Consider the following 24,714-nt stretch of genomic DNA (forward strand, 5'->3'; position numbering starts at 1 on the left):
GAGCTAGGAGCACCGACCCGAAGGGCGTTTGCGAAACTCGCCTCCCCTGGATCGGCCGAATCCGTCACACTGTAGGTCAACCACAACTCCTTCGGCCCCCTCACGAACAGCCCCGCAGAAGGGGCAACTTATTCCGCCCCGTCCGATGATTTAGCGATCGATCGCGGTTATCGTGGTGCCGCTCAAGCGATCGAAGCCGCGGTTTCCCAACGCCGGTTTGATTGTTTGAGAGGCAAGTTTCGGGTGCCATAGCGTGTCACCTTGCTGCCTTTTTTCCTTTTACGATTGCCTCTGATTCCCATGTTTCGCTTCATCAAGAGCGTTTTCTCCTCCATGAGCCTCGAGCGGAAATGCCTGCTCTTTTTTGGCTCAGCGCTACTTGTATTGATGTGTGCCGCCTTTTTTGTGGTTCAATTGCTGGCCAAAAGTCTGGTCACGAACACCACACGCCAGCGAGCGCGAGACTATGCGGCAGCCGAATTGATGCTCATCCACAGCGACGCTCAGTGGTCCTCCGAACTGCCCTCGGAGGTCGTCAATCGGGACAAAGAACTACTGGGCGGGTTACGTTCGGAGCTACTGAATTCCAAAATCGACTTTCAAATTCTCGCTTTGCGAGACGCGTCGCCCTACGACAATTTGCCCAGCATTGCGTTGCCTTCGTCGTCGACCACGCTTGGCGCGATGGAACTTGGCCGCTTGAAGAGTCTGCAGCCACAGTATCGCGAATGGTTAACGCGTCAGATCGCGCAAGACCGTCCCGATGTGGAACGACCGTTGGATTTAGGCGAGAACGAATCGATGAGTCGCATCGGTTTGCTTGGGACAACGGTGTTCGCCGAAGATGGCCCTGTGGGCGATCGCTACATCTATTACTCGCCCGTCTTCTTCAAACCCACCTGTGTGTTGTCGTGCCATAGTCCGACCGGCGGCGCGATCTCGACATCCCCCGATGAAGATCCGGCGACGTTGGCGTCCCAATATCCGTTTCGTGTGTTTCGGGTCAGTATGCCGTACCAGGAAACACACGAGCAAACGACTTGGATTCGCGCGATCGTCATTGCACTTGCGATGCTGATCATCGCGGTGACCCTGTTTGTTTTACACGCGATCGTTCGCTATTTGGTGCTCCAACCCCTGTATCACCTTCGTGATGTCAGCGATGCGATCACCCACGGAGATACGAATCAACGAGCCACGATTGATACCGAAGACGAGTTTCGCGAACTGGCCGATGCCTTCAATCGAATGCTTCGCCACTTGACCGAAACTCAGGACAAGATCCAAGAGGTCAATCGCGAACTCGATGCTCGGGTGGATCAGCTTGCACAACTAAACCTGCAGCTCTATGAGGCCAACCGGCTGAAAAGCGACTTTCTGGCTAACATGAGTCACGAATTACGAACACCGCTCAATAGCATCATCGGGTTTTCCGAGGTGCTTCAAGGCATCGATTCGCTCAATGACAAACAGCGGCGATACGCTGGGAATATCCGCAAAAGCGGTCGTTTGCTCTTGGAAATGATCAACGACATTTTGGATCTGGCAAAAGTCGAAGCGGGCAAGATGGAAGTGCGACGAACGGAATTTGATCTCTCCCGACTCGTCTCGGCCCAGTGCGACATGATTCACGCGTTGTCCGAAGAGAAGAATATTTCGCTCACCGTCGAGGTCCCCGAACATCTTCCTAAAGCGTTCCAAGATCAAAATAAACTCGGCCAAATCATCAACAACTTGCTCAGCAACGCGATCAAGTTCACCCCCGAAGGGGGCATGATCACCGTTCATATCGAAGAGGTAAAAAACGGTCGCTTCCGGCTTTCGGTCAGCGACACCGGGGTGGGGATTGCCGAAGAGGACCAATCGATCATTTTCCAGAAGTTTCGTCAGAGCCAAAAGGTACTCAACGACGAAGGGCTAACGCGTGAGTTCTCGGGCACCGGACTGGGGCTATCGATCGTCAAGGAGTTAGCAAAACTGCTCGGCGGTGAAGTCGATTTTGAGAGCGAACTGGGGCGTGGTAGCCGATTTTGGGTCACGTTGCCGTGGCGGTTACCAGAGGTCCCTGCGATGTCCAACCGCACGCCAAGTGCACTGCCATCGGCATTACAAGACACCGCAAGTGGTTTGACGACGGCGCCGCCTTCGCCGTAGCCGCGTCTGCTTCGCCATAGCTATAGCCATAGCCATAGCCATCCCACTCAAACAAGCAACTCTAAATTGGAATCCCGTCTGCGCAACCGCGCTCGGCCGGAGAAAACCCGACAAGACGAGGATGAAGCGTAAGATTGCGATTCAGAATCAAACGAAGGCAAAGCCATGCGACCGTTCGATCACGAGAAACGGTTCCGTCTTTTTACAAAATTTGAGATACGATTGTCGTTCCCCTGAATTCGCCAGTTGCACTCCAATACACCTGCGGCAAAACGGCATGAATGAGGAGCTCCGATCCTTTGTCTCCCAAATCCGTGCTTGTTTAAGCCCTAGCTTCGTCGGGGTTCGTGAAATTCATGCCTGTCATGACGCCGCGATCTGGACACTTGAGCCACCACCTCCGTTTTGCACCGTACGTGCGACGGCCGAGATCGGGAGACGGGGGAGATCAGGGCCGATCAGGTCGCCGCAATGCAAAAAGCGGCCTGCGCCCACCATGAGCCCCCAACATGCATGTCGAAACCCAGGGATGGCAAACAAACAATGTTCGCTGGCCTTCGCATTTGTTAGGTTATCGGCTGGGGAGGTGGCGTGATGGGGAAATCGCAAGTTTCCGCGTCGTTATGCCCCTCTTGAAAGCGAAAGTGGGGTTGGCCATCGGTTTTGCCGAAGGGACTCGTTGGATCAACTCATTGGATCAATTGCAAAGCACGAACCGCGTCTTACGAAAAGCGCAAAGCCAAATATCGAATTATGAAAAAAGTGGATCTATTTACCGATGGCGCCTGTAGTGGAAACCCAGGCCCCGGGGGCTGGGCGTTCATTTTACGCTGTAGCAAAACCGAAAAGGAACTCGAACGCAGTGATGGCGAACCCGAGTCGACCAACAACCGCATGGAGTTGATGGCGGTGATTCGCGGCTTAGAGTCGCTCAAGGAGCCATGCGAGGTGACGCTGCATGCCGACAGCACCTACGTGGGTCAGGGGATGACCAGTTGGATGAAGGGCTGGAAGAGTCGCGGTTGGAAACGCAAGGATGGTTCCAAGTTAGTGCCGATCAAGAACGAAGAATTATGGCGTGAGCTCGATCGCTTGATGCAGCAGCACAAGATCATCTTTAACCATGTCAAAGGGCACGCCGGTCATCTCGAAAACGAACGCTGTGACACGTTAGCCGTCCAGGCGTACCAGAAATACTTGCCGCGATCGGCGCGCTAAGCGGTCCTCGGTCCCTCAACGGCCCTTGCCGCCCTAAACGTGGCGTCCGCAGATCGATCGCTTTGAAACGCACACGCCAGTCGGGTTGCGAGCGGTCTTAATCAACGCCACCACACCCCTCGGCAATGCGAGACACTCACGGCCCCGACGAGGTATCCATCACGGCCGCAAACCGGGGTTTTCTCGATCCAGCTTTGGCAAAGTGCCAAGCCCTTTAGGAAACGTCAAAAACGCCGTAAAAACGCCCCGTTTCGCGGAACGGAGGAGGCATCGCGGAAAGTCGCCAAAACCGTTAGAATACGTCGCAACCCGATTAACTTTTTTCGGCTACTTCCCGAGTGTTCTCGACACAGGCTTTTCATGAGCGACGACCCACAATCGGAACCCCTCTCCGACGATGCAAATCCTTCTGTTGATGCAAACGCAACCCCCGAAGTTGAGGCAGTGACCGATGCTGCTGAGACTCAGCAAGTTGCCGCTATCCAGGTTTCGATTTCTCCCAAAGCCAACTCGGAATACACCGACAAGGATTTGCAGCACCTTTCGGACTTAGAGCATGTCCGCGAGCGTCCCGGGATGTATATCGGCGATACATCGAATCGTGGTCTGCATCACCTGGTCTACGAAGTGGTCGACAACTCGATCGACGAAGCGATGGCTGATTTCGCCAGCGCCGTTTCGGTCACCGTCCATACCGACGGTAGCGTGACGGTCGAGGATGACGGTCGCGGTATCCCGGTCACACGCCATGACCAACTCTCGGAGGAACTCGATCGAGAGGTCAGTACGCTTGAAGGCGTGATGACGGTACTCAAGTTTGGAGGCAAATTTGAAAAAGGCGCCTATCAAACTTCGGGCGGGTTGCACGGCGTCGGCGTCACCGTCGTCAACTTTTTGAGCCAATGGGCCGAGGTTGAGGTCAGCCGCGATGGATTTACGTGGACCCAAGAATACGAGCGTGGTGTGCCCACCGGTCCGGTCGTGAAAGGACGTGCGACGAAACGCACCGGTACGAAGACCACCTTCAAGGCCGACAATCAGATCTTCAGTGTTTCGAAGTACAACTTCGACACCCTCTTCAAGCGTCTGCAAGAGCTCGCGTTCTTGAATAGCGGCGTGCACATCAAATTTCATGATGAACGCAATGGCGAGGGAGGCGACTTCAAATACGAGCGTGGGATTATCGAATTCGTCGAACATCTCAATCGCGCCAGCGATGTGTTGCACAGCGACGTGATCCAATTGCAAGGCGACAAGGACGGGACTCAGTTCGACATCGCGATGCAGTACAGTGCCGAGTACACCGAGAACGTCCAATCGTATGTGAACAACATTCACACGATCGAAGGGGGCACGCACGTCTCGGGGTTCCGCTCCGCATTGACGCGGACGCTAAACAACTACGGCAAGAAAGAAAACTTATTCAAAGGCTCGGCCGTCCCCGGTGGCGACGATTTCCGCGAGGGGATCACCGCCGTCATTAGCGTGCGAGTCCCGCATCCGCAATTCGAAGGGCAAACAAAAACCAAGCTCGGTAATAGCGACGTCGAAAGCATCGTCAATGCGGGCGTGGGCGAGCAATTGGCAAAGTACTTTGAAGAGAACCCGCGGGTTGCCAAAACGATCGTGCGCAAAGGCTTGCTCGCTGCTGAAGCCCGTGAAGCAGCTCGGAAAGCAAAAGACCTGCTGCGGAATCGAAAAAATGCACTCGGCGGCGGCGGTTTGCCAGGCAAACTTCGCGATTGCATCAGCAAAAAGATGGAAGAGTGCGAAGTCTATTTGGTGGAAGGTGACTCTGCGGGTGGATCGGCCGAAGGGGGGCGGATGCGGCAATACCAAGCGATCTTGCCACTGCGAGGTAAGATCATCAACGCTTACAAGAGTCGCGAAGACAAAGTGCTTGCCAACGAGGAAGTCCAATCGATGATCCAAGCGATCGGGATTGGCATCGGTGAAGACCAAGATTTGACCAAGCGTCGCTACAACAAAATCATCATCATGACCGACGCGGACGTGGACGGCAGCCACATTCGCACGTTGTTGCTCTGCTTCTTCTATCGTCAAATGTATCAATTGGTTGCCGCCGGACACGTTTACGTTGCCCAACCTCCTTTGTTCCGCGTTCAACACGGCAAGTCGCGCTATTACATTCAAAGCGATGAAGAGATGAAGTCTCAATTGCTTGAACGGGGTTTGAACGACACGATCTTCGAGGCCGAAGACGGTCGCCGCGCCGAAGGCGATACGATGCGCCAATTGTGTACCACGTTGGCCTCGATGGAAGATGCGATTTTGGCGCTCGAGCGACGTGGGTTTAGTCTGCGAATTCACGCGGTACGCCAAGATCCCGTGACCGGTCGATTGCCTGCACTCTTGTTGACCTACGAAAACGAAGAGCACTGGTTCCACAACCAAGAGGAAGTGGAAACGATGCTCAACGACAAGGGATGGCGACTCGATAGCGAGGAGAGCGAAGAAGACCAGCTCAAATTGACCTCGGATGACGCGGGCGAAAAAGCAAAAGAGGAACCGGAGACCCCCGAAGTGCTTGCTCACTTGGCCGAACTTCATGAAGTACGGACGATCAACAGCGGCTTGAAGGACCTCCTGCCGCTGCAGTTCACTTTGGAGGATTTGATTCCGATCGAACGAACCGGATCAACGACGGCGCGGTTCGAGTTGGTGCGGGGAGAAGATTTTCGGCGACCGTTGGAAGACCTTCGCGAACTGCTTCCCGAAGTCCGCGCCGCAGGTGAGAAAGGTCTGCAGGTCACCCGCTTTAAAGGGCTTGGTGAAATGAACGCGGAAGAGCTCCGCGAAACGACCCTCGACCCCGTCAACCGAACGCTTGTGAAGGTCAACATGACCGACCTCGGTGCGGCCGACGAAATGTTTCGTTTGTTGATGGGTGAAAAAGTCGAACCCCGCCGCGAATTCATCGAAAAGCACGCACTCGATGTGCGTAACTTGGACGTGTAACGCTAAGGACGAGACTTAGGGCGGGGTAGGTAGCGGAAGTCGTCAAGACTTTCGGCAAATCACGCTGCGAATCGAAACTCCCACGCGAGTTCCGCTACCCAAAATCAAATCCTGACGCTGCTATTGGTATTTGATCTCCCCTTTACCTTCGGGTTGACCGTTTACCTTCGGGTTGACCGTTTACCTTTGGGTAGAGCGTCGTGGATGCTTGTCAAAGATCATCCGCTGCTCAGGATCTTTCACAAGCTCCACGCTCCGAAAACCAAGCCGCGGCGGAAGCCTCTAAGCACATTAAAAATTGACATGCGAACCGGCCCTACGACCTAGCAAAAGTACTCAAGCGTCCGAGAGGCTTCGCTAAAGAACTCTCCGTGGGCCGACCGCTTACATCGCCTTTTGCGCCTTGGCGATGGAATGGTCCATGTCACGAAACAGTTGTTCGGAACTCTCATCAAAGATCCGTCCGATCAACAAATCGGTGACACGACCTCGATGCTCGGGATGCTCTTTCATGAAGCGTCCAATACTAAACTCTTTGCGATAGAACGCGTACACGAGTTTACGTAACCACTGCATGCCCTCGAGAAACTCGGGTGTCCATCGCCCAAGTTGTGACGCACTGAAGTCGTTTTTCTTGAATCCGTCGACCACCGCGTCTGCCGCTCGCACTCCCATCTCCAGCGCAAAGTAGACGCCCGAGGAATAGACGGGATCGAGGAAGCCGAGCGCATCACCAACCAACACCCACCCATCGCCGGCATGTTGTGTGGTCATGTACGAGAATTCTTTTGCGGTGCGGATATCGCCAAGTCGAGTCGCATTCTCCAGACGAGATTGCAAGCCGGGACAGCGCTCCATTTCCTCAAAGTAAACTTGCTCGGGTTTGCCTCGTCCTTTGAGCATGTAATCGGTATCCCCCACGCAGCCAATGCTAGTGATCCCGCGTGACAGGGGAATGAACCAAAACCAGGAGTCCTTTGATTCGGTATTCAGGATGATGGTCGCTCCTTCGTTGTCCCCTTCGCCACGGAGGGCGTCACGGTAGTAGGACCACACGGCCACCTTGCGAAGGTCTGGGTTGACTTGCCGTAATCCCAGCTTGTTTGCGATAAACGACTGTTGACCAGTCGCGTCAATTACGACCGGGCAATCGATTGCGTGGTCGTTTCCGTCTTTGTCGCGGACGGTGACTCCGATCACTTTTTGCATTTCGTCAAAACGGACATCGAGCAATCGAGTTCGATCAAAACAATCCGCCCCCAATTCTTCAGCGCGATCAAACAGCATTTTGTCGAATTCGCTGCGTTCGACTTGCCATGTGCTGCTGCACTCGCGCATGTCGTGTTCGCGAAAAAAGAAAGGCGCCGATTCGGTGCCACGATGGGTCACGAACTGGACACTTTTTTTGGCTTGAAAGCCAGCCTGCTGCATCCGCGAGATCATGCCGAGTCGCTGTAGGGGCCAGTAAACTTCTGGCATCAGCGATTCACCAATATGGAAACGAGGAAACGGATCGCGTTCAATCAGTAGCGTCGAAAGGCCTCCTTCTGCGGTGATCGCCGCTGCCGAGCATCCGCCGGGTCCGCCGCCGACGACCACGCAATCGTAACTTGACTTCATCATGTTCCTCTTCTTCAGGGACTTGTCTCGTTTATTTGCCATTGGGACACGAGACGGTCGGCCAATTGGCGACTTGTATCCGGCTCGAGCGGCATCGAAGCCGGCGTGAGCATCGCAACGAGTCGCAATTTTAAGCATCGGTAAGCAAAAAAGCTTCCCCTCGGAAGCGCGCTCGGTACAGTTTCTCTTGTCGGTTTATTCTAACCCGCATGGCAAGGTTCTTTGCGAAGCTACGTAGAGAGCGGCTGCAAAAATCCGTTTTCGATGGCTATAACCCATATTAGTCCGCAACCTTGCCTCCGGGGCGTCCTGCCATGGAGGCGTGACGTTCCCATTGTCAATCCAACCGCGAGAATTCCTCCATGCCCGCAATCGATTACCGTCGACGTCGTTATTTGCGACGACTCGCGATCGGTGTCGGTTTGCTGTTGCTGCTCGCGATTCCGGCAATCCTGCACTCGCATGCAGCCATTGAGAGCATTTTGAATCGTCCGCCCGATTGGGTTGCCGACTCGCTACCCGAAAAGGCTGAGTTTAACGAATTCACCGATCGCTTCTCCGCCGCGGACATCATCTTGGTGGGTTGGGAAGGAGCTGATCTCGATTCGGAATCGCTTCAAAGTGCTGCTGCCTTTCTGCAGCCGCTTTGCCAGCAAGTGAACGTATCGTTGGACGAAGATCGCGATCCATTACCCCCATGGGCAGAGGATTCGATCGCCGAGATTCGCAAGATTTGCGGGGTGGAACGGCCCTTAAAATGGTGTCGCACCGGATCCAACATGATGGATCAAATGATGGCCGCTCCCGCCAATTTACCCCGGCGGGTTGCCGTGGCCCGCTTGCGTGGTTCGATGGTGGGCGAGGATGGCAAACAAACGTGCATGGTATTTTCCATGGACGAAGCCGCGCTTGTCGCCAGACGTGGCGTGTTACCGGTGATCCGCCAATTGATTGCTCGAAGCGTCCAACTCGAAGCGGACATGATCGCGATGGTGGGCGGCCCGTTCGATGGCGCCGCGGTGGATGAAGCGAGTGTGCGGTCGGTCCGTTATTTCGCCCCCCCCTCGGCAGTCTTTGCCGCGATCCTATGTTTTATCGCACTCCGCTCGATTCCCTTGACCGCCGTGATCACGTCGGTTGCCGTGATTGGCGAAGGCATGGTTTTGGCTGCCGTCTATTATTGGGGCACCCCGCTAAACGCGGTCTTGATTGTGTTACCGCCACTGGTGTTCGTGCTAACCGTTTCGGCTGGGATTCACCTTAGCAACTATTACCTCGACGCCGCACACGAACATCCGGAGTTGAATCGCACCGGGGCGGCGTATCGCGCGATGCGTGCCGGGATGGCCCCCTGTTTACTCGCCACGGGAACCACCGTCGTCGGATTGGGGTCGTTGGTGCTGGTGCGGATCGAACCGATTCGAGTTTTTGGTGCGATCGCATCACTTGGCGTGCTAAGCACGTTGTTGATGTTGCTGCTCGTGTTGCCTGGCGCGATGGTGTTGACGGATCCCCGCACGCTAAGTCCAGACGTCGAGCCCACCCATACCTTGTTCCGCAGGATTCGTGGCCGTTTGCGACGCATGATCCGCAGACGTTTGTCACGCCCCTGGCCGGTGATCATCGGTTTTGTCGCGATCACGATCGGACTTGGCTTTGGGCTTCGAAATTTAGAGACGTCGGTCAACGTGCCGCGCATGTTTCTTCCCGACAGCGATATTCGCCGCCAATACGAATGGTTCGAGAAAAAGATTGGCCCTACCGTCACCGGTGAATTGCTCGTCTCGTTTCCCCCCATCAGCGACGACCAAGATCCGCTCGAGCGATTGGATCTAGTCAAACGGGTTCACATGACGGCGTTGAAACAAGATTCAGTCGATGGAGTTTTATCCCCGCTATCGTTCATTCCGCCCGTGCAATCCGGTTCAAGTTTGTCGGCAACCGCGAACCGCAGCGTGATTCGTTCGTTGATCCGTGACCCTGAGTCCTCGATTGGAAAACTGCATTTCATTTCGCGTGATGAGAAAGCCGAGGTGTGGCGAGTCAGCATTCGATTGCCACAAAACGAAAGCGTCGATCATGGCGAGATGATCGCGCAGATCCGTCACGCGGTGCAAGACGAGGTTGCCAATAGTGAACTCGACGCCAAGGTCATCCTGACCGGACACGTTGCGATCGTGCAAAAAGCGCAAGAGGTTCTGCTGAGAGACTTGTTCCGCAGTTTCTTGGCGGCCTTTGGGATCGTCGCCATCGTCATGATGTTCTTGCTACGCAGCATCCTTGGCGGGTTGATCGCGATGGTCCCGAATCTGTTTCCCACAGTCGCATTGTTCGGATGCATGGGGTTGTACGGGACACCGCTGGATATTGGATCGGTGATGACCGCAAGTGTTGCATTGGGAATCGCAGTGGACGATACGATCCATTTGGTCAGCCGGTACGGTTCGCGGCGTGCACGGGGACTTGGGCAAATCCGAGCGGTCTTTGGTGCGTTGTCCCAATGTGGATGGGCCATGCTGCAAACGACGTTGGTTTGCGGTTTGTCACTGATGCCGTATTGGTTCAGCAGCTTTGTACCGACCAGCCAATTCGCAGTCTTGATGATGGGCTTGTTGCTAGCCGCGCTACTCGGCGACGTGTTGTTGTTGCCATCGTTGATGGCCAGTCCGTTGGGACGTTGGTTAGCACGCCCGGTCGGCTTAGATCCCAAAGCGGCGATCGCGGCGGATATGCCCATCCGTAAAAAGCCTGCCGACACGCGGCGTCTTCCGAGGCCCTTGCGGCGGCGTAGTCGCAACCGGTAACCCACTCACAGTGAAGTCATCGATCTCTCGATTCGATTCCCCCCGAGCTCTCAATAGCGGTGCCGGTTGAAATCGGTACCGCTCGAAATCGGTGCCGCTCGCTTTCCCTCCGGCGATACTGCATCTGCCCTCCGGCGATACTGCATCGCGGCGTTAGCCTCGACTCGGTGAACCGATCAGTCCAGCGAAATCGTCGAAGCAAATGATTTCACAGGAGGCATCACCACGCCGTATTTCAACGCCTGGACTTTCATTGCTCGCTCGAAGAACGGAAACGGGAAATCAGGCCGCCGGCGAATTGCATAGCGTTCGACCGCTACGACAAGCCGGGTATCGAGCTTCTCCTCTTTGACCTGGAGCACTAAAAATCGCAGGTAAGCACGCTGATCTTCACTCGTCGCTCGCAAGCGATTGGTCAATTGCTCTTCGAGCGTCGCCAGCCGACCAGACGATGCCGAGAGGGTGCGCGGAGCGGTGATCTGGGCGCTGGCAGATGGAGGAACGGCGAATTGGATTCCGCTGAACAGGCCGATAAAAATTGCTAGCTTGATCCATGAGTGCCGGAGCATGACGGTCGATTCCTTTTGCGTCGTATACGTAGGCCGTTAACGATCCTGTTAAGACCGCGAGGATGCGGCGACCGCGATCGAGACGGTCGCCGCACTCGGGACTACCAAAGATGGACGATCGATGGCAAGGCGAAAAAAATGAGGCGGCGCCAGCTCGGTCCTTTCGAACCGACATCGCCGCCCGCCGCCCGCCGCCCGCCGCTCGCCACCTGCCACCTGCCGCTCGCCACCTGCTGAAATAGGCCGACCCACCTTTCCTCGTCGACGCTAGCAATAAACCAGGCAATTTGAGTCGTCTTTGTCACGCCCTACGAGTTCCCTTTGCTCGGGTCGCAGCGATTGTGTGTATGGCTTAACCGTCAAAGACCGAATGACACTACTGAAACGAAGTCGCGTCAAGCAAATTGGTTTGAAAGAACGGATTTGCATGAGCGACCCTTAAATACAGACCACAGCACTCTCGCTACAAGCATGTGGCGTAATTCGCAGAAGGATTCGGCGATGAATCGTTGGCTTTTGATTGGTTCTCTTGCAGCTCTATTGATCAGCACTTCGGGTTGCATGCAACACGGCGTTCGCGGCGGCTGCCATAGCTGTGGCAATGCTAGTTGCGGCGCGGGCGATACGGTTGGCCGCCCCGGAATCGCGGGGCGGCTCGCGGGACGCTTTGCGGGCCAAGGACAATGCGGTCCCGGCGGTTGTTCCCAAGGCGGGTGTGGTCGTCAAGGCTGCGTTGCAGGAAAGCTCGGCTGGCAACAGGGCGGGTTGGACTACAGCTCGCACTTAAACCCCGGCGTGTTGGGGCATCAGGCGGGCGCTCAACTGCAGGGGCAACCGTTCACTCCCGGACCTCCCACCGGCCAAGTTGCCTACCCATACTACAGTCATCGCGGGCCTCGTGATTTCTTGATGGACAACCCTCCGTCGATCGGCCGCTAAAGCCAATCGGAGGGCGATAAGACTGACACCGCCGGGAATTGGTTTTGGTTTTCGAGCCGCAATTCAAGGGCCCAGTGAGAACTGCGGACTCCCACTCAACGGCCACCCGAACCGGCTGGCTGCGAGGCATGTCCGCTAGAATGGCGACGCCAAAGGCTAGGCGTGCCGTTACAATGTGGGTGATGGAAGCGTCCGCCACCGTTACCTCCCATGCGTCTGATTGAGTTTGTTCCGTTCCTCTGACGTCTGACTAGAAAGAAGCACCGTGTCGTCCGACTTTCGATTGAAAGAGCAGCTGCCGGAATTAACTGAGCAGATTGTTGCGACCTACACCCCCAAGGATTCGATCAACCATCTCGGACACTGCCCGCTGCCCAGCTATACCGCAGTGGTCGAGATCCTGCTCGATCTCAAGGATATTCTCTATCCGGGCTACCGCCGCAAAACGGGGCTTCATACCGGCAACATTCGCTACCACGTCGGTAGTTTGATCGATTCGCTGCACGACGAGTTAACCACTCAGATCGCTCGTGCGTTGCGGCACGAAAGTCGCGTTCAGAAGAAACACACCGATTGCGAAAGCGACGTCGATTTCGAAGCCAAAGGTCAAACGATGGCGATCGAATTGCTCAAGCGAATTCCTGAACTGCGACGCATTCTTGCGACCGATGTCCAGGCCGCGTTTGATGGCGACCCCGCTTGCCAAACCACCGACGAAGTGGTGTTCTGCTATCCAGGCTTCGAAGCGATCACGGTCTATCGTATCGCTCATCAATTGGTCAAGCTCGACGTCCCCTTCATCCCACGGATGATGACCGAATGGGCGCACAAGCAAACCGGGATCGATATTCACCCAGGTGCAACCATTGGAGATCACTTCTTCATTGACCACGGTACCGGGGTTGTGATTGGTGAAACGTGTGAAATCGGTCGCCGAGTGAAGTTGTATCAAGGGGTGACTCTCGGGGCGCTCAGTTTCAAGACCGATGATGACGGTCAATTGATCCGCGGCAGCAAACGACACCCGACGATCGAAGATGGGGTCGTGGTTTACGCCAACGCCACCATCCTGGGTGGGAAAACCACGATCGGCAAAGACAGTGTGATTGGCTCGAGCGTTTGGATCACCAAGAGTGTGGGCCCACAGACGACGGTGGTGTTAGAGAAGCCACAATTGAAGGTTCGCAACGGAAAAAATGATTCGCTCGCTGACGAAATGAACTTCCAAATTTAGCGGCTCCTGATTGGCCTTGAGATGTTCCATCGGGCGCGGCGGCTAATTTGTCTTACCGCGAAGCGATATGAGTGATTCCATTGCAAAGTCGCTTGCCTGCACTGCTCGGTGCAACCACGCAGATCAATCGCGCAGATCAATCACACGGGTCAATCGATCGAATGGATCCTCAGACCGATCTCCGACGCATCGTCGTCGTCGTTGGCTTGGTGATAGATCCACCGTTTGCCGTCGCTGGCAAACGCAATGTTGCTGATCGCACCCTTTCCATTGCCTTCGATCACAGTGCCGACAAAACGTAGATCCTCTGCGTTCCAAATACCGATCGAGCCATCATCGCCGCCCGTCAGCACACTGTTCTGATCCGGGGTCATAGCAATGGACACGATTTCGGGTGCCCAACGGGTCCCGTTCCGGATCGATTCCCAGCGATTGCTTGTCTTCAGGATACGTCCACCCGAATCGTGCAAGCGAATGCGACCGTCTGCTGCGGAGGTGAAGACTCGGCGACTTGAACGATCCATGCACGCGGACCGCATATCGGCAAGGCCGCGTGCGACAAGGTTGATACTCGATTGTGGAAACTGGAATTCGGCAATGTAATCGCCGAACAACAAAAATCGGCCGTCATCGAACAGGATGCTCTCTCGGTGCGAAATCGGAAATGCATGCTGTCCGACACATTCAATCTGATGAGGAAGATCATCGGACGTGTCAGCGCGGGGAGGGAGCTTGAATAAACGAACCGCGTTGCCGGCGAAGGTCGAGACGAGCATTCGATTGCTGAGCGAATCAAATTCAATGCTCTCAATGAAGGTGTGTTTGTCGCCGGCTTCCGGATGCGGGATCAAATAGGTGACCTCAGGGTGCCGCACACTCACCAAATTGGTTTCACCGTTATCGAAACCCACCGCTAGCCAACGTCCATCTTTTGATACCGATAGCACCGTGGGGTAGGTGCTTGGATTGCTGGGCAGCACACTTTTAACTTGCATGGTGGCGATGTCCACCCACAAGACTTCGCCATCGTCGCAGGCCATGAAAACGGTTTTACCATCGGGAGTCAGTTCCGCGAAGGTCGTTTTCTTGTCCGTTAACGCTGGCGTTTCACGCTCGCCGTAAAATGAACTGAGAGCCACCGAACCGTCGGCACCCCCGCTGACAATGCGACCATGCTCATCCAGAACGATTTCGGTCACCATGCCATTGTGCAACACCTGGGGCTCGGACAAGGGCAGGATCGAATCGGCGTTCGTCTCGGTCCACGATCGGAGGTCACGCCATCGGAAACCTTGTTTCGCTAGATCCCAAGTCGCAATGCCGCCGTTACGAAGTCCAGCGACGACTTTAGTTCCGTCCGCGGAAAGCGTCACACTTGCCGTCACGCTGCCTGGATGCTCCAGAGTGATCCATTGATCGGGCGATTCCGTATCGAGCAAGTGAACGTAATTCTCCGCATGGTACATGCATGCAATGAAGCGCCCGTTTGCCGAGCGTGCCATGCGGTCTAGCGAATCAGGCATCGACCATCGACGAATGGTTTTTCCGGTTGCCAACTCAACGATGTGAGGCTCATTGGGTTCTTTCAAGATCAATAAATGCTGGGATTCGGGGAAGAATGCGATGTAATGATTGCGGCGAACCGCTTCGATTATCATCGAAGCTTGGGCCGCTGGTGACGTCCGATCCGAGCCGAGAGGAAACACTTGGACGCTCTCATATCGACATCCAATCGCAATTTGGTTGCCGTCCGGAGAAAAGGCGAGTGATTCCACCGTGGTTGGAAAGTCAATCAAGCGGGCGGGAGCCGGTCGTTCGTCTAAAGCGATGAACTCAACCTGGTTGAGGGCGTTTAGCCATTGACCATCGGGCGCGATTTGCTGGCCCACCGCAAGCATCGTTTCATCCGGCGTCACCGCTAAGGCAAAAACATGCATGTCACTTCGCAGAGGAAATTCGTTGACGACCGTTCCGTCATCCAGATTATGAATTCGAATGGTCCCCTCTTCGCCGACCACGGCCACGCCATTTTGGTTTGGCAAAAGAACAATGTCGCGAATCGGCCCCCAATGCGGTTTTAGTTTTGTCCAGCCCGCTCTCGCCTTCGATTGCAGCAACCGCAAATCGACACCTACGGGGATTACCCCGTCGGCGTACTGCTGGATCGAAGCAGCAATTTGAAGTGCCGTCGCTGGATTATGGTGCGCAAGCGATGCGTAGGCGTTGCGCAAATCGGAAAGGTAAGCGGTCTGGATCGCAACACGCTCACTCGACTTCGCCAGATCGCGTTGCTCTCTTGTCTGGTGCTCGAGTTCAACCGCTCTTTCTTCACTCTTGCGTACGTCCGCCAACGCCACGCGTAGAGAATTCTGTTGTTCCTCCAAGCGGCGATTGCTGCGTGCCAGCCCCATGACGCCCACCGCAATCAGCAGGAAAACGGTCGCCAGTAAACTGGATTCCAAGGGTGATCGCCAAACGGCACGCCATGTCCGCTCCGCGATCGAGCGTGGCCGGGCACGGACCGCTAACCCTTGTTGGAACCGGTTGAGGTCAGCGGCGAGTGCACTCGCCGATGCGTAACGGCCGCTGGGGTTCTTGGCCAAGCATTTCAGGCAAATCGCTGCGAGATCTCGGGGGATCATGCCCGAGACGACCCGCGGCGAGATGGGATTGTCGAAGCAAATGGCATTGAACAAATCGGCACCATTCACGCCACGATGCGGCAGAAAGCCCGTTAGCATCTGGTACATCAACACACCGATGGAAAAAATATCACAAGCTTCGCCATGAGAGTGTTCACTATCGATCACTTGCTCTGGGGCCATGTAATGCAATGTTCCCACCAGCCGCCCCTCGGAATCGTCGGCGGATTCGGTAAACAGATCGCGAACCAACCCAAAATCCGTTAATCGCGGAGTCAGCCTGCGTTTGCCTTCCGCAGTCGCCGCTTCCTGAAGCAAAATGTTTTGCGGCTTAATGTCACGATGAACCAGTCCGCGTTCATGCACATGGATGATCGCATCGGCTAACCGCAATACCATATCTGTCACCAGCGAGGGATCGACCGGTCCAGGGTGTTGTTTCAGCCATTGGGCGAGCGTCGGGCCTTCACAATATTCGGACACCAAATAGACCGATTGGACATCCTGGAACGCTTCATAAAGGGGAACCAAACAGGGGTGGCTCAGCCGAGCTGCGGCCCGCGCCTCTCGCAACCGAGGATCCTCATCATCGGTCATCGTTTTCGCCGTTCGACGAATCGACTTTAACGCGACCTCACGCAGTAGCATTTCGTCATGAGCGCGATAAACGGTCGCAAATCCCCCCACACCGATGACGCCGCGAATGCTGAAACGACCAATTTTTTGGGGTGCCTCAATATCGCTCGACAATCCCTCCGAGGCGAGTGACTTCGTCGCGGTCATATCCTGTTGACGATCGAACCATCGCAAGATCGCATTCAATCGCGTTTCGTTAACCGCGGGGGCGCCGGAAAACGAAAAAGTCCCACTGTGCTGCAATTCCTCACGAAACGCCGCCGCACGATTTCTCAGCGATGAGATCGAATCACTATCAGCTGGCAATTCGTTGCTGCTCATGGAAAAGCCCAGTTCCGATAGACATCGGCTGACTACCCTCGATCAATACGGTTTTGGAAAAGAAAACCTGCGTTCCTTCATCGAGTTTACGGGGGGATCGATACTACAGCAACCGACCGTTCCGGAGGAAAGGGAGCTTCGCAGCGATGAGATTCCCGCGAACGAGCAAGAGCGCGGCCCGAGATCCGACAAAACGCGTCGAGCCAGCCGCCGGGCGAGTCACTTCGTGGCGCGGCGAGACACCGGGGCGGCGAGACATCGGGGCGGCAAAAACGAACGTCGCCCGGAACGCTTCACGCGGGCGAGCGAGAAAAAGGCCGAAATCGCCAACCCGCCTCGCAGCCATCCTTACCCGATGGGCTGGCGGGCCGGTGGACTGGCGGGCCGGTGGACTGGCGCGGCGAAAGCGGCCGCCGAAGGCCTAGTTGCGGGTTAAATCCCAAGCATCCAACCAGGAGGTCTTCTTCTCTTTCATCAAGAAGTCGTTCTCCAAACGTTCGGCCATGTCTGGCAAATGCCCGGCCCCATAAAAAACAGAAACTTTCTTTTTTCCTGCGTCGAGTTCTTCTTTTAAAATTTCAAAACACTTTGCGTTACGCCCCTTAATCAAAGTGTTCTCACCGTTCGCGTCATCTAGCCCGGCGGTGACCGCGTCGACGTCGATCAATTGTTGCGACATCATTTGTTTCATGTGCTTGGCGCGGTCATCGCTGAACCATGCCAACAACATTCCGGCCTCGCCGCCGGTGGCGGCTTGCGAAGCGAGGCCAGCGCCCATCATTCGCGCGGCCATCTTCCAAACGCTATCCCCACGTCGACTCAAGTCCTCGACAAACTCTTCGGGACTCATGTCGGCATGACGAAAGTTTTTTGCCATGTAATCAATCTTCTCAAGCTGGTACTCCAGCCCCAGCATGTCTTTCATGCCAGATTGCATGGACGACAGGATCGAACGACGTTTCGCCAGATCCTCGGGGCGAATTCGCGTGCCATCGGGGGCAACCAACTCGTAGAGCACCGAATCGTAGGTTGCCAATCGCTTGTTCAAGGCCGCGTAGTATTCGTGTTGACCAATATGGACCACGCCGACAAGGTCGACGATGCGACCGGCGTAGGGCGTGTTGGGTTTGCCGACGTAACGCACGATCGCAGTTTGTAGAGCTCGCGGTTTTTCCGCGTCGGTTTTATCGATCCGTAAATAGGCGCCCTCCGATGAGGCCACCTTTGCGTTCGGCTTTGTCTCGACGGGCGGTTCGGCGATCGCTTGGGCGAACAGCGATGCTGCGCCGATCATCAATCCCGCTCCGAACAAAACGACTAACGCCGCCGCGTTGCGAATCATGTTCGCTGGAGTGCTCGTTCTCATCATCAAACAGGCTATTTTTCCAGCCTTCCTTTACCAAACAGGGGCGAGTTCATTTCATCTATTCCCAGGATAGTGCCTTTTGCGAAAACCGACAAACCGCGACCGACAAACTGCGACACGTGAAGCTTGGTCGAAAGCGGCAGGACAACCGGGCGAGGTCCCCCACCGACACCGTTGAGGGCGAAAGAGGGGGAGTTCAAGACAGATTCCGCCCCCACCACCATGCCCCCCCGACGCGGGAAAGGGCAACACGAGGTGCTTGGCGGACTAGCGACGACGCACAACAACGTCATCAAATTCGTTCAAATCATCGAACGATCCGATCCCGATCCGGCCCTTACGAAAGGTTTTGTCGACGACCTTCATATGCGGCGTGGTCATGTCATCAAAGAAGACGACGATCTCGCCCGAATCGACATTTCGCGTCACTCGGACGGTGTGCCATTGATCGTCCCACGGCGTCAAGGTTTCATTCTTCGTGAGTGCCAATCGCGGAGCTTCCTTGACGATCATGATTTGACCGCTGTTCGGATCAGGTTTGGCGCCGAGATGCACATAATAGAAATGTTGATCATCTTGGTAATTGAAAAACACGCAACAATCGCGATGGTTGCCGGTGTCCTTCGTGCTACGAACGCGAAAGGTGATGTCGAAACTTCCCAACTCCAAATCGCGGATCAAAGCAACGTGGCCGGGGCTTCGCACCGGAGGCTTGTACTCACTCCCTCGCTGGGTGATTTCGATCGTCGAATTGCCGTCTTGGGTGGTAAGCTTCCACGAATTCGGGTCGAGCATCTCCCAACGCGCGTCGCCGTTTTCGAAATCATCCGAAAAGACCGTTTCCCCCGGCTTTTCGGCTACGGCAAAGGAAGTCATCAAGATCGCAAACGCCATACCACGGGTGATACGAAACATGGGCAAAAACTCTTCAGGTAGGAGGTCGTGGAGGAATAAAAGGGACGGGATGCCCAGCTCAGGCGGGCGGTGAAATGCAAACGGAATTGGCGTGGCCGGTCTACCACAGGGCGTTTACTCTTTGAGAATCTTACCAAACAAGTGGCCGCCGACTTGGTCATGCTGCCACGTCCCCGAATAGCGCCCATCGTGAATCAACACCCGAGCGTCGAACGTTCCCATCCCAGGAATGCCAAACGAATGGAGAGTAATCACGGGAGTGTTGCCTGCAAACAAGATCGGTAAATCCATTGGGATTTCGCTGTCCACGTCGCCGTACTTGATCCGTGCGGTCAAGCGATACATGTTTTTTTCCGCTAACTTTTCGCACTTGCTGATCGTGTACTCTTCGGTTTTTGGCAACGCATCTTCTTTGCCATCCACCGTAAACTTGCCCACAAACTTGGCTCCGCTTAAATAGGTCGCGAGTCGTTCCGCGCGATCGTCGGTCGGAGAGACTTGCCCATCGCCCTTCACAGGTTCGTCCGCAACGCCAACGGTGCTTGAAAGCGCAACGAAAATTCCAGCGACGCCGAGAGTAGCTAAAAATCGTGACATGGTTATTTCAAAAGCGAGGAGGAGTGGAAGGGGGATTTCCCAAATCGGATTCGCTGAACAGGAAACATCGGGCGGGGGCACCCCGTAATAACGACCATCCTAAGCGGTCCGTAAGCCCGCGACCACACCGCGAAACCATGCCATAGCCGTTTTTCCAATGCGGGGCTGCAGAATATCGGGGTGGCCTCCGATTGTGATCCTATGGGCGTGCTGTTTTCCATTGGGAGCGACAAGGATGAACTCGACCTCCGAGGCGGGCACATGGCCGACCAAGTCATCGGCAATCGCGGGATAAGCGTTAACGACCAACAACCAATCGGACCGCATGCGCGATTGGATTTCCTCGAGCGAAACGTTGGGCATCGCTGCGAGCGACAACCCACCGCGAAACGCCGGCGTCTCGCCAAGCGCTGCGAACCAGTCCCCCAACGGTGCAGCGAACCCCAATTCCAACAACGCCAACGACTCGCCACGAGCTCGCAGCATGGAATCGATCACATGATATTGTTCGTAGTTTTCGCCATCGCCAAAGTACAATTCCCCAACGCGATTGAGGATCTCGGTTTTCGTTTGAGCGATCTGTGCGGTGCAGCGCTCGGCCGATTCAGTCATCGCCGTGATTCGCAACGAGATCGTCGCGGCGCTGACGGTAATCCCGACGCGGGGTTGGCGGTCACGAGAGATCATGTCTCCGAGCCGCTGTTCCATGTCGCTTTCGCCGATGCCAAAGAATTTCATCACATGGTGGCGAATCACACTGCCGCCGCCCGACATGGCCGCAATCTGATGCGAAACCGTTTCCTTGAACATCAACTGCATTTCGGCAGGCACGCCGGGCAATGCAAACACTCTGCAGCGCGCATGGCTGCCACGATCGATGAATAGATCGATCCCCGGAGCGGTGCCTTGCGGGTTGGGGATGATTTGGCTCGATTTGGGGAACATTGCTTGCACGCGGTTCCGCTCGGGCATCGGACGTTTTCGCGAGCTGAACAGCGATTCAATATGGTCCATCGCCTGTTGGCGGAATTCCAGCGGCTCATCGCTGACTTCGGCCAGCGCTTCGCGGGTTAAGTCGTCTTGCGTTGGCCCCAGCCCCCCGGTGCAAATCACCAGGTCGACTCGTTCGATGGCGATGTTGAAGACGTCAATGTTGTCGCGCAACATATCGCCCACGGTCGTTTGAAAACGGACTTCGACCCCTAATTCGCCGAGGCGTTGGCTGAGCCATTGCGAATTGGTGTCCAACCTCGCCCCACTGGTCATTTCATCGCCGATCGAAATCACTTCGGCCGATAACTTCAACGGAGCCTGCGTTTTCGGGCGGGAGACTGGGGTGCTCATCAATCGATTCTTCCAAAGGGGCGATAGGTCGCTCGATTGTAAGCGTGATTGCGGTTTTGGACAGTTGCCCAATCAAGATTACCCGGTTACGAAACGCTTCGTTGCGTTCGAAGAACATCTGCTGTTGGATTTCGTACCTCGCTGGCGTCTGATTTGCTGTCACCGGTTCGACTTCAAAATACCACCAAACGTGGGACCCTTCATCGCTCCGTCCAACCCAATGGATGGTCGCCTTGTTGCCTGTGGGATCCCCAGGCGGCTGCGATTTGGCTTTCGTCTGCGGGCGGATCAAAAACGTCCTTTCCAAGTAATTTACGCCCCAGTGTTCGACAGCCTGCGAGGAACCGGAGCGTTTTTCAATCCATTGCTGATCCAGAAGATGAAGCCGCAGCGCCACTTCAAAACGTTTCGTCTCCCCATTCCACTGGACCTCGCTGACAGTTTCGTGAACCGGGTGCAGCATCGCAAAAAGTAGGAGTGCATAGTGCATTGGTAGTCAGGCAATCAAACAGGGGCGGGAGGAAGAAGGGAGTCAGGCCGCAGATTTCTTGGGGGGCTTTGCTTTCACTTTGCTGGCAGGTGCTTTCTCAAACTCGCTTTGTCTCGACTTCTCCTTTCCGGTTTTCTCCTTTCCGGTTTTCTCCTTTCCGGTTTTCTCCTTTCCGGGCGGCATCGTCTTGCGGTCGATGTCGACGTCTTGGTTGTCGATGCCTTCTTTGTCCACTTTCGGTTCTTGTTTGGGCTTGTCGTCCGTAGCGTCGTCGACGTCCGGTTTTAGCGCCTTTTGCATTTCATTCTTGCCCTTCTCGCTCTTGAATAATTTGAAGCGACTTGGGACCAGCCGGGGTGGCCAATGATTGTTAGATTCTTCGGCGTCCGCGGTCTGTTGTTTCGGGTCCAATTGCAAGCGAGTGATCTCCTTTTCGGAAACAAACAACTTGTCGACTTGCTGGCTGTTGCTGCGCCAAATCTGTGCGGGGATCGTTACGATTTCGCTGGTGTCGTCGGCATAGTGAATGCGAAGGATGATGGGCATGACCAAGCCACCCTCGTTTTTGAAACGGACGACATAGAAGTTTGTTTTACGGCGCAGCAACGCGCGTTCGTCTGCATCGAGTCCATCGAGAAATTTTTGATACGCTTTGCGATCGGACTCTTCGACTTTGTGTTCGTCGTAGTCAGGATGGTTGTAAAAATCCTTTAGCCCCGGTTGCAGTTCAATTCGTCGGGGAAGATCCCCATTGCGTTCTTCGCTGATCGACGGTTCTTTTTTGTCCCGTTCTTGGCGTTGAATCTCGGCGTTGGCTTCCGGATCCCCGCTGTCGATTTGATAAAGCCGCACGTCGCTAATTGCAATGTCGACGTGATCGGTGCTGTAAAACCAACCTCGCCAAAACCAATCCAAATCAACCCCCGATGCATCTTCCATGGTGCGAAAGAAATCGGCGGGGGTGGGACGTTTGAAACGCCAACGCAAGGCGTATTCGCGAAACGCAAAGTCAAACAATTCGCGTCCCAGAATGGTTTCACGCAAAATATTCAGCGCTGTCGCGGGTTTGGCGTACGAGTTGTTCCCAAAGCTGAGAATTTCTTCGCTGCCGGTCATGATCGGGCGTTGGTGTCCCCCCTTCATGTAAGGCACGATTTTGGCCGGCTCGCCGCGGCCCGATGGATAGTTTTCTTCCCATTCTTGTTCGGCCAAATACTGCAAGAACGTGTTCAGCCCTTCGTCCATCCAAGTCCATTGTCGCTCATCGCTGTTGACAATCATCGGATAATAGTTGTGTCCGACCTCGTGGATGATCACCGAGATCAATCCATACTTCGTCGCTTTGCTATAGGTGCCATCCTCTTCGGGCCGCGGACCATTGAAGCAAATCATCGGATATTCCATCCCATAGACCGGCCCATTGACGCTGATCGCGACGGGGTAGGGATAGGGGAATGCATAGCGTCCGTAAACCTCTAACGTATGTACGATCGCCTCGGTCGAGTAGGTGCTCCAAAGCGGCTCGCCTTCGTTGGGATAATACGACATCGCCATCACCGTGCGGCCTTCGATGTTGACGCCCATCGCATCCCAAATGAATTTGCGACTGGCCGCGAACGCAAAGTCACGCACATCCTTGGCTTCGAAAACCCAAGTCTTCTTCGTTTCGGAGCGACTCGCTTCGTTGGCTTTCGCCTCTTCGGGTGTGATGATAAAGACAGGTTTTTCGGCGCTGCGAGCGCTATCGAGTCGCTCGAGCCATTTCGGATCGAGCACTTCATCCCTGTTTTGCAACTCGCCCGTCGCCGAAACGATCATGTCACTCGGCAACGTGATCCGAACCACGAAATCACCCAACTCAAGTGTGAACTCTCCGCGGCCGAGAAACTGTTTGTGTTGCCAACCGGCGTAGTCGGTATAGGCGACTACCCGCGGATACCACTGAGCCACTTCGTAAATATAGTTTTCGTCTTTTTCAAAGAATTCATAACCGCTGCGAGCGCGAATGACTTTGCTGTCGACGATGTTGTAGCTGTATTTGATTCTTAGTTTTGTGGATTGACCGGGCGCGAGAGGTTCCGGCAGGTCGACACGCATCATCGTTTTGACAATGGAATGCGCTAGCGGGTTGTGCTCGCCGTCGGTCACCGATTTGATGTTGTAACCCCCTGCAAATACGCTGCGGGCTAAGAGCGATCGAATCACGCCAAACGATGCACGCGGATGCATCGATGGAGCGGGCGAGGTGGTGACCGCATCCGAATCGGGCTTGAAGATATTTTGGTCGAGTTGAAACCACACGTAGGAGAGCGAATGAGGCGATTGATTGTGATAATCAATGGTCGCCGTGCCACGTATCCTTTGGTTCTTGTCATCCAAATGGACATCGATCTCGTAATCGGCACGCTGTTGCCAGTAATTTGGGCCGGGAGCGCCTGATGCGGTGCGGATGCTCGTCGGCGTGGGCAGCCAGGATTCGATTTGGAAAAAGCGATCGGTAGCATCGCGATGCTTCGAATTCGACAAAAATTGGGCGTTGACCCATCCGCTGCCGATGAACCAACACGCGAAGATGCAACCGATTCGGGTCACAGTGAACGGAGCTTGAGAAGCGTTTTTCACGTTGCCAACGTTATTATTTCGAGGAATCTGTCAAGTCAGCTTCCCACTAGTTTAATCCGCTTCGCCGACGCTGACGCCCCGGGGCCGGACGTTTGGGATTTCGATGGGCCCCCCTCCGCGTTTTCGGCCCTTGAACCGATGAGCCGGACCGCGACGGAGTTCTGGGAGCGGCTGTTTCGCGGCGGAGGCACTTTGGGTGCTGGACTGGGACTGTCGTCCAAGGTTTCCGTTCAGAAATCGGCCCCCCAATCGGGAAGCGACGTA

General features: G+C 55.2%; 16 protein-coding genes. 7 read left to right on the forward strand and 9 right to left on the reverse strand.

From position 1 onward, the window contains the following. The first annotated feature begins 300 nt into the window (after window positions 1–300). The 3 genes from Pla52o_RS09655 to Pla52o_RS09665 all read left to right on the forward strand — a co-directional run bounded on the left by Pla52o_RS09655 (window position 301) and on the right by Pla52o_RS09665 (window position 6,351). Window positions 301–2,154: a sensor histidine kinase gene (locus Pla52o_RS09655; protein WP_146594402.1), complete on the forward strand. Its 1,854-nt coding sequence runs from the start codon at window positions 301–303 to the stop codon at window positions 2,152–2,154. Between the two features lie 753 nt (window positions 2,155–2,907). Continuing rightward, window positions 2,908–3,372: a ribonuclease HI gene (rnhA, locus tag Pla52o_RS09660; protein WP_146594403.1), complete on the forward strand. Its 465-nt coding sequence runs from the start codon at window positions 2,908–2,910 to the stop codon at window positions 3,370–3,372. Between the two features lie 360 nt (window positions 3,373–3,732). After that, window positions 3,733–6,351 carry a DNA gyrase subunit B gene (locus tag Pla52o_RS09665; protein WP_146594404.1) on the forward strand — a complete coding sequence of 873 codons (2,619 nt, stop codon included), beginning with the start codon at window positions 3,733–3,735 and terminating at the stop codon, window positions 6,349–6,351. A 384-nt stretch (window positions 6,352–6,735) separates the two neighbouring features. Here the strand turns inward: Pla52o_RS09665 and Pla52o_RS09670 are convergent, their stop codons facing one another. After that, entirely contained in the window at window positions 6,736–7,971 is a 1,236-nt protein-coding gene (locus Pla52o_RS09670; RefSeq protein WP_146594649.1) for an NAD(P)/FAD-dependent oxidoreductase, read from the reverse strand. Window positions 7,972–8,333: 362 nt separating this feature from the next. On the opposite strand from Pla52o_RS09670, the gene Pla52o_RS09675 reads away from it, so the two are divergent. Beyond that, complete coding sequence (locus tag Pla52o_RS09675) at window positions 8,334–10,775, forward strand: efflux RND transporter permease subunit (RefSeq protein ID WP_146594405.1); 2,442 nt, start codon at window positions 8,334–8,336, stop codon at window positions 10,773–10,775. A gap of 176 nt (window positions 10,776–10,951) precedes the next feature. On the opposite strand, the gene Pla52o_RS09680 is transcribed toward Pla52o_RS09675, so the two are convergent. Further along, entirely contained in the window at window positions 10,952–11,344 is a 393-nt protein-coding gene (locus tag Pla52o_RS09680) for a hypothetical protein (RefSeq protein WP_146594406.1), read from the reverse strand. A 501-nt stretch (window positions 11,345–11,845) separates the two neighbouring features. On the opposite strand from Pla52o_RS09680, the gene Pla52o_RS09685 reads away from it, so the two are divergent. After that, window positions 11,846–12,283, forward strand: a complete 438-nt coding sequence (locus Pla52o_RS09685; protein WP_146594407.1) for a hypothetical protein — start codon at window positions 11,846–11,848, stop codon at window positions 12,281–12,283. A gap of 265 nt (window positions 12,284–12,548) precedes the next feature. After that, window positions 12,549–13,517: a serine O-acetyltransferase EpsC gene (gene epsC / locus Pla52o_RS09690; RefSeq protein WP_146594408.1), complete on the forward strand. Its 969-nt coding sequence runs from the start codon at window positions 12,549–12,551 to the stop codon at window positions 13,515–13,517. 149 nt (window positions 13,518–13,666) lie between these two features. On the opposite strand, the gene Pla52o_RS09695 is transcribed toward epsC, so the two are convergent. Beyond that, the gene (locus tag Pla52o_RS09695) at window positions 13,667–17,116 is read right to left on the reverse strand and encodes a WD40 repeat domain-containing serine/threonine protein kinase (RefSeq protein ID WP_146594409.1); all 3,450 of its coding nucleotides are present in this window, start codon (window positions 17,114–17,116) and stop codon (window positions 13,667–13,669) included. On the opposite strand from Pla52o_RS09695, the gene Pla52o_RS09700 reads away from it, so the two are divergent. After that, on the forward strand, window positions 17,115–17,552 hold the full coding sequence (locus tag Pla52o_RS09700) for a hypothetical protein (protein ID WP_146594410.1): 438 nt from the start codon (window positions 17,115–17,117) through the stop codon (window positions 17,550–17,552). The two genes, Pla52o_RS09695 and Pla52o_RS09700, sit on opposite strands and share 2 nt — an antisense overlap. Here Pla52o_RS09700 and Pla52o_RS09705 read toward each other — a convergent pair. The 6 genes from Pla52o_RS09705 to Pla52o_RS09725 all read right to left on the reverse strand — a co-directional run bounded on the left by Pla52o_RS09705 (window position 17,538) and on the right by Pla52o_RS09725 (window position 24,450). Further along, a complete protein-coding gene (locus tag Pla52o_RS09705; protein WP_390620851.1) occupies window positions 17,538–18,482 on the reverse strand; it encodes a hypothetical protein in 945 nt (314 codons plus the stop codon). The two genes, Pla52o_RS09700 and Pla52o_RS09705, sit on opposite strands and share 15 nt — an antisense overlap. A gap of 267 nt (window positions 18,483–18,749) precedes the next feature. Next, window positions 18,750–19,358, reverse strand: coding sequence for a hypothetical protein (locus tag Pla52o_RS09710; protein ID WP_146594651.1), 609 nt, complete (start codon window positions 19,356–19,358; stop codon window positions 18,750–18,752). 153 nt (window positions 19,359–19,511) lie between these two features. After that, window positions 19,512–19,994, reverse strand: coding sequence for a hypothetical protein (locus tag Pla52o_RS09715; RefSeq protein ID WP_197169130.1), 483 nt, complete (start codon window positions 19,992–19,994; stop codon window positions 19,512–19,514). 99 nt (window positions 19,995–20,093) lie between these two features. Then, window positions 20,094–21,338, reverse strand: coding sequence for a competence/damage-inducible protein A (locus tag Pla52o_RS09720; RefSeq protein WP_146594411.1), 1,245 nt, complete (start codon window positions 21,336–21,338; stop codon window positions 20,094–20,096). Next, window positions 21,262–21,828: a DUF6702 family protein gene (locus Pla52o_RS27875; protein WP_390620844.1), complete on the reverse strand. Its 567-nt coding sequence runs from the start codon at window positions 21,826–21,828 to the stop codon at window positions 21,262–21,264. The genes Pla52o_RS09720 and Pla52o_RS27875 overlap by 77 nt, the downstream gene beginning before the upstream one ends. Before the next feature lie 42 nt (window positions 21,829–21,870). After that, window positions 21,871–24,450 (reverse strand): M1 family metallopeptidase, encoded by a 2,580-nt coding sequence (locus tag Pla52o_RS09725; RefSeq protein ID WP_390620845.1) that lies wholly within the window; start codon window positions 24,448–24,450, stop codon window positions 21,871–21,873. Window positions 24,451–24,714: the final 264 nt, after the last annotated feature.

Source organism: Novipirellula galeiformis (assembly GCF_007860095.1).
Taxonomy (GTDB): Bacteria; Planctomycetota; Planctomycetia; order Pirellulales; family Pirellulaceae; genus Novipirellula; species Novipirellula galeiformis.

What these genes read in the sequence shown, in the direction of transcription:
- Pla52o_RS09715 (WP_197169130.1), bottom strand. Translation starts at nt 19,994, where the DNA reads ATGTCACGATTTTTAGCTACTCTCGGCGTCGCTGGAATTTTCGTTGCG.
- Pla52o_RS09685 (WP_146594407.1), top strand. Translation starts at nt 11,846, where the DNA reads ATGAATCGTTGGCTTTTGATTGGTTCTCTTGCAGCTCTATTGATCAGC.
- Pla52o_RS09680 (WP_146594406.1), bottom strand. Translation starts at nt 11,344, where the DNA reads ATGCTCCGGCACTCATGGATCAAGCTAGCAATTTTTATCGGCCTGTTC.
- Pla52o_RS09665 (WP_146594404.1), top strand. Translation starts at nt 3,733, where the DNA reads ATGAGCGACGACCCACAATCGGAACCCCTCTCCGACGATGCAAATCCT.
- Pla52o_RS09705 (WP_390620851.1), bottom strand. Translation starts at nt 18,482, where the DNA reads ATGAGAACGAGCACTCCAGCGAACATGATTCGCAACGCGGCGGCGTTA.
- Pla52o_RS09670 (WP_146594649.1), bottom strand. Translation starts at nt 7,971, where the DNA reads ATGAAGTCAAGTTACGATTGCGTGGTCGTCGGCGGCGGACCCGGCGGA.
- Pla52o_RS09710 (WP_146594651.1), bottom strand. Translation starts at nt 19,358, where the DNA reads ATGACTTCCTTTGCCGTAGCCGAAAAGCCGGGGGAAACGGTCTTTTCG.
- Pla52o_RS09695 (WP_146594409.1), bottom strand. Translation starts at nt 17,116, where the DNA reads ATGAGCAGCAACGAATTGCCAGCTGATAGTGATTCGATCTCATCGCTG.
- Pla52o_RS09675 (WP_146594405.1), top strand. Translation starts at nt 8,334, where the DNA reads ATGCCCGCAATCGATTACCGTCGACGTCGTTATTTGCGACGACTCGCG.
- Pla52o_RS09655 (WP_146594402.1), top strand. Translation starts at nt 301, where the DNA reads ATGTTTCGCTTCATCAAGAGCGTTTTCTCCTCCATGAGCCTCGAGCGG.
- rnhA (WP_146594403.1), top strand. Translation starts at nt 2,908, where the DNA reads ATGAAAAAAGTGGATCTATTTACCGATGGCGCCTGTAGTGGAAACCCA.
- Pla52o_RS27875 (WP_390620844.1), bottom strand. Translation starts at nt 21,828, where the DNA reads ATGCACTATGCACTCCTACTTTTTGCGATGCTGCACCCGGTTCACGAA.
- Pla52o_RS09720 (WP_146594411.1), bottom strand. Translation starts at nt 21,338, where the DNA reads ATGAGCACCCCAGTCTCCCGCCCGAAAACGCAGGCTCCGTTGAAGTTA.
- Pla52o_RS09700 (WP_146594410.1), top strand. Translation starts at nt 17,115, where the DNA reads ATGGAAAAGCCCAGTTCCGATAGACATCGGCTGACTACCCTCGATCAA.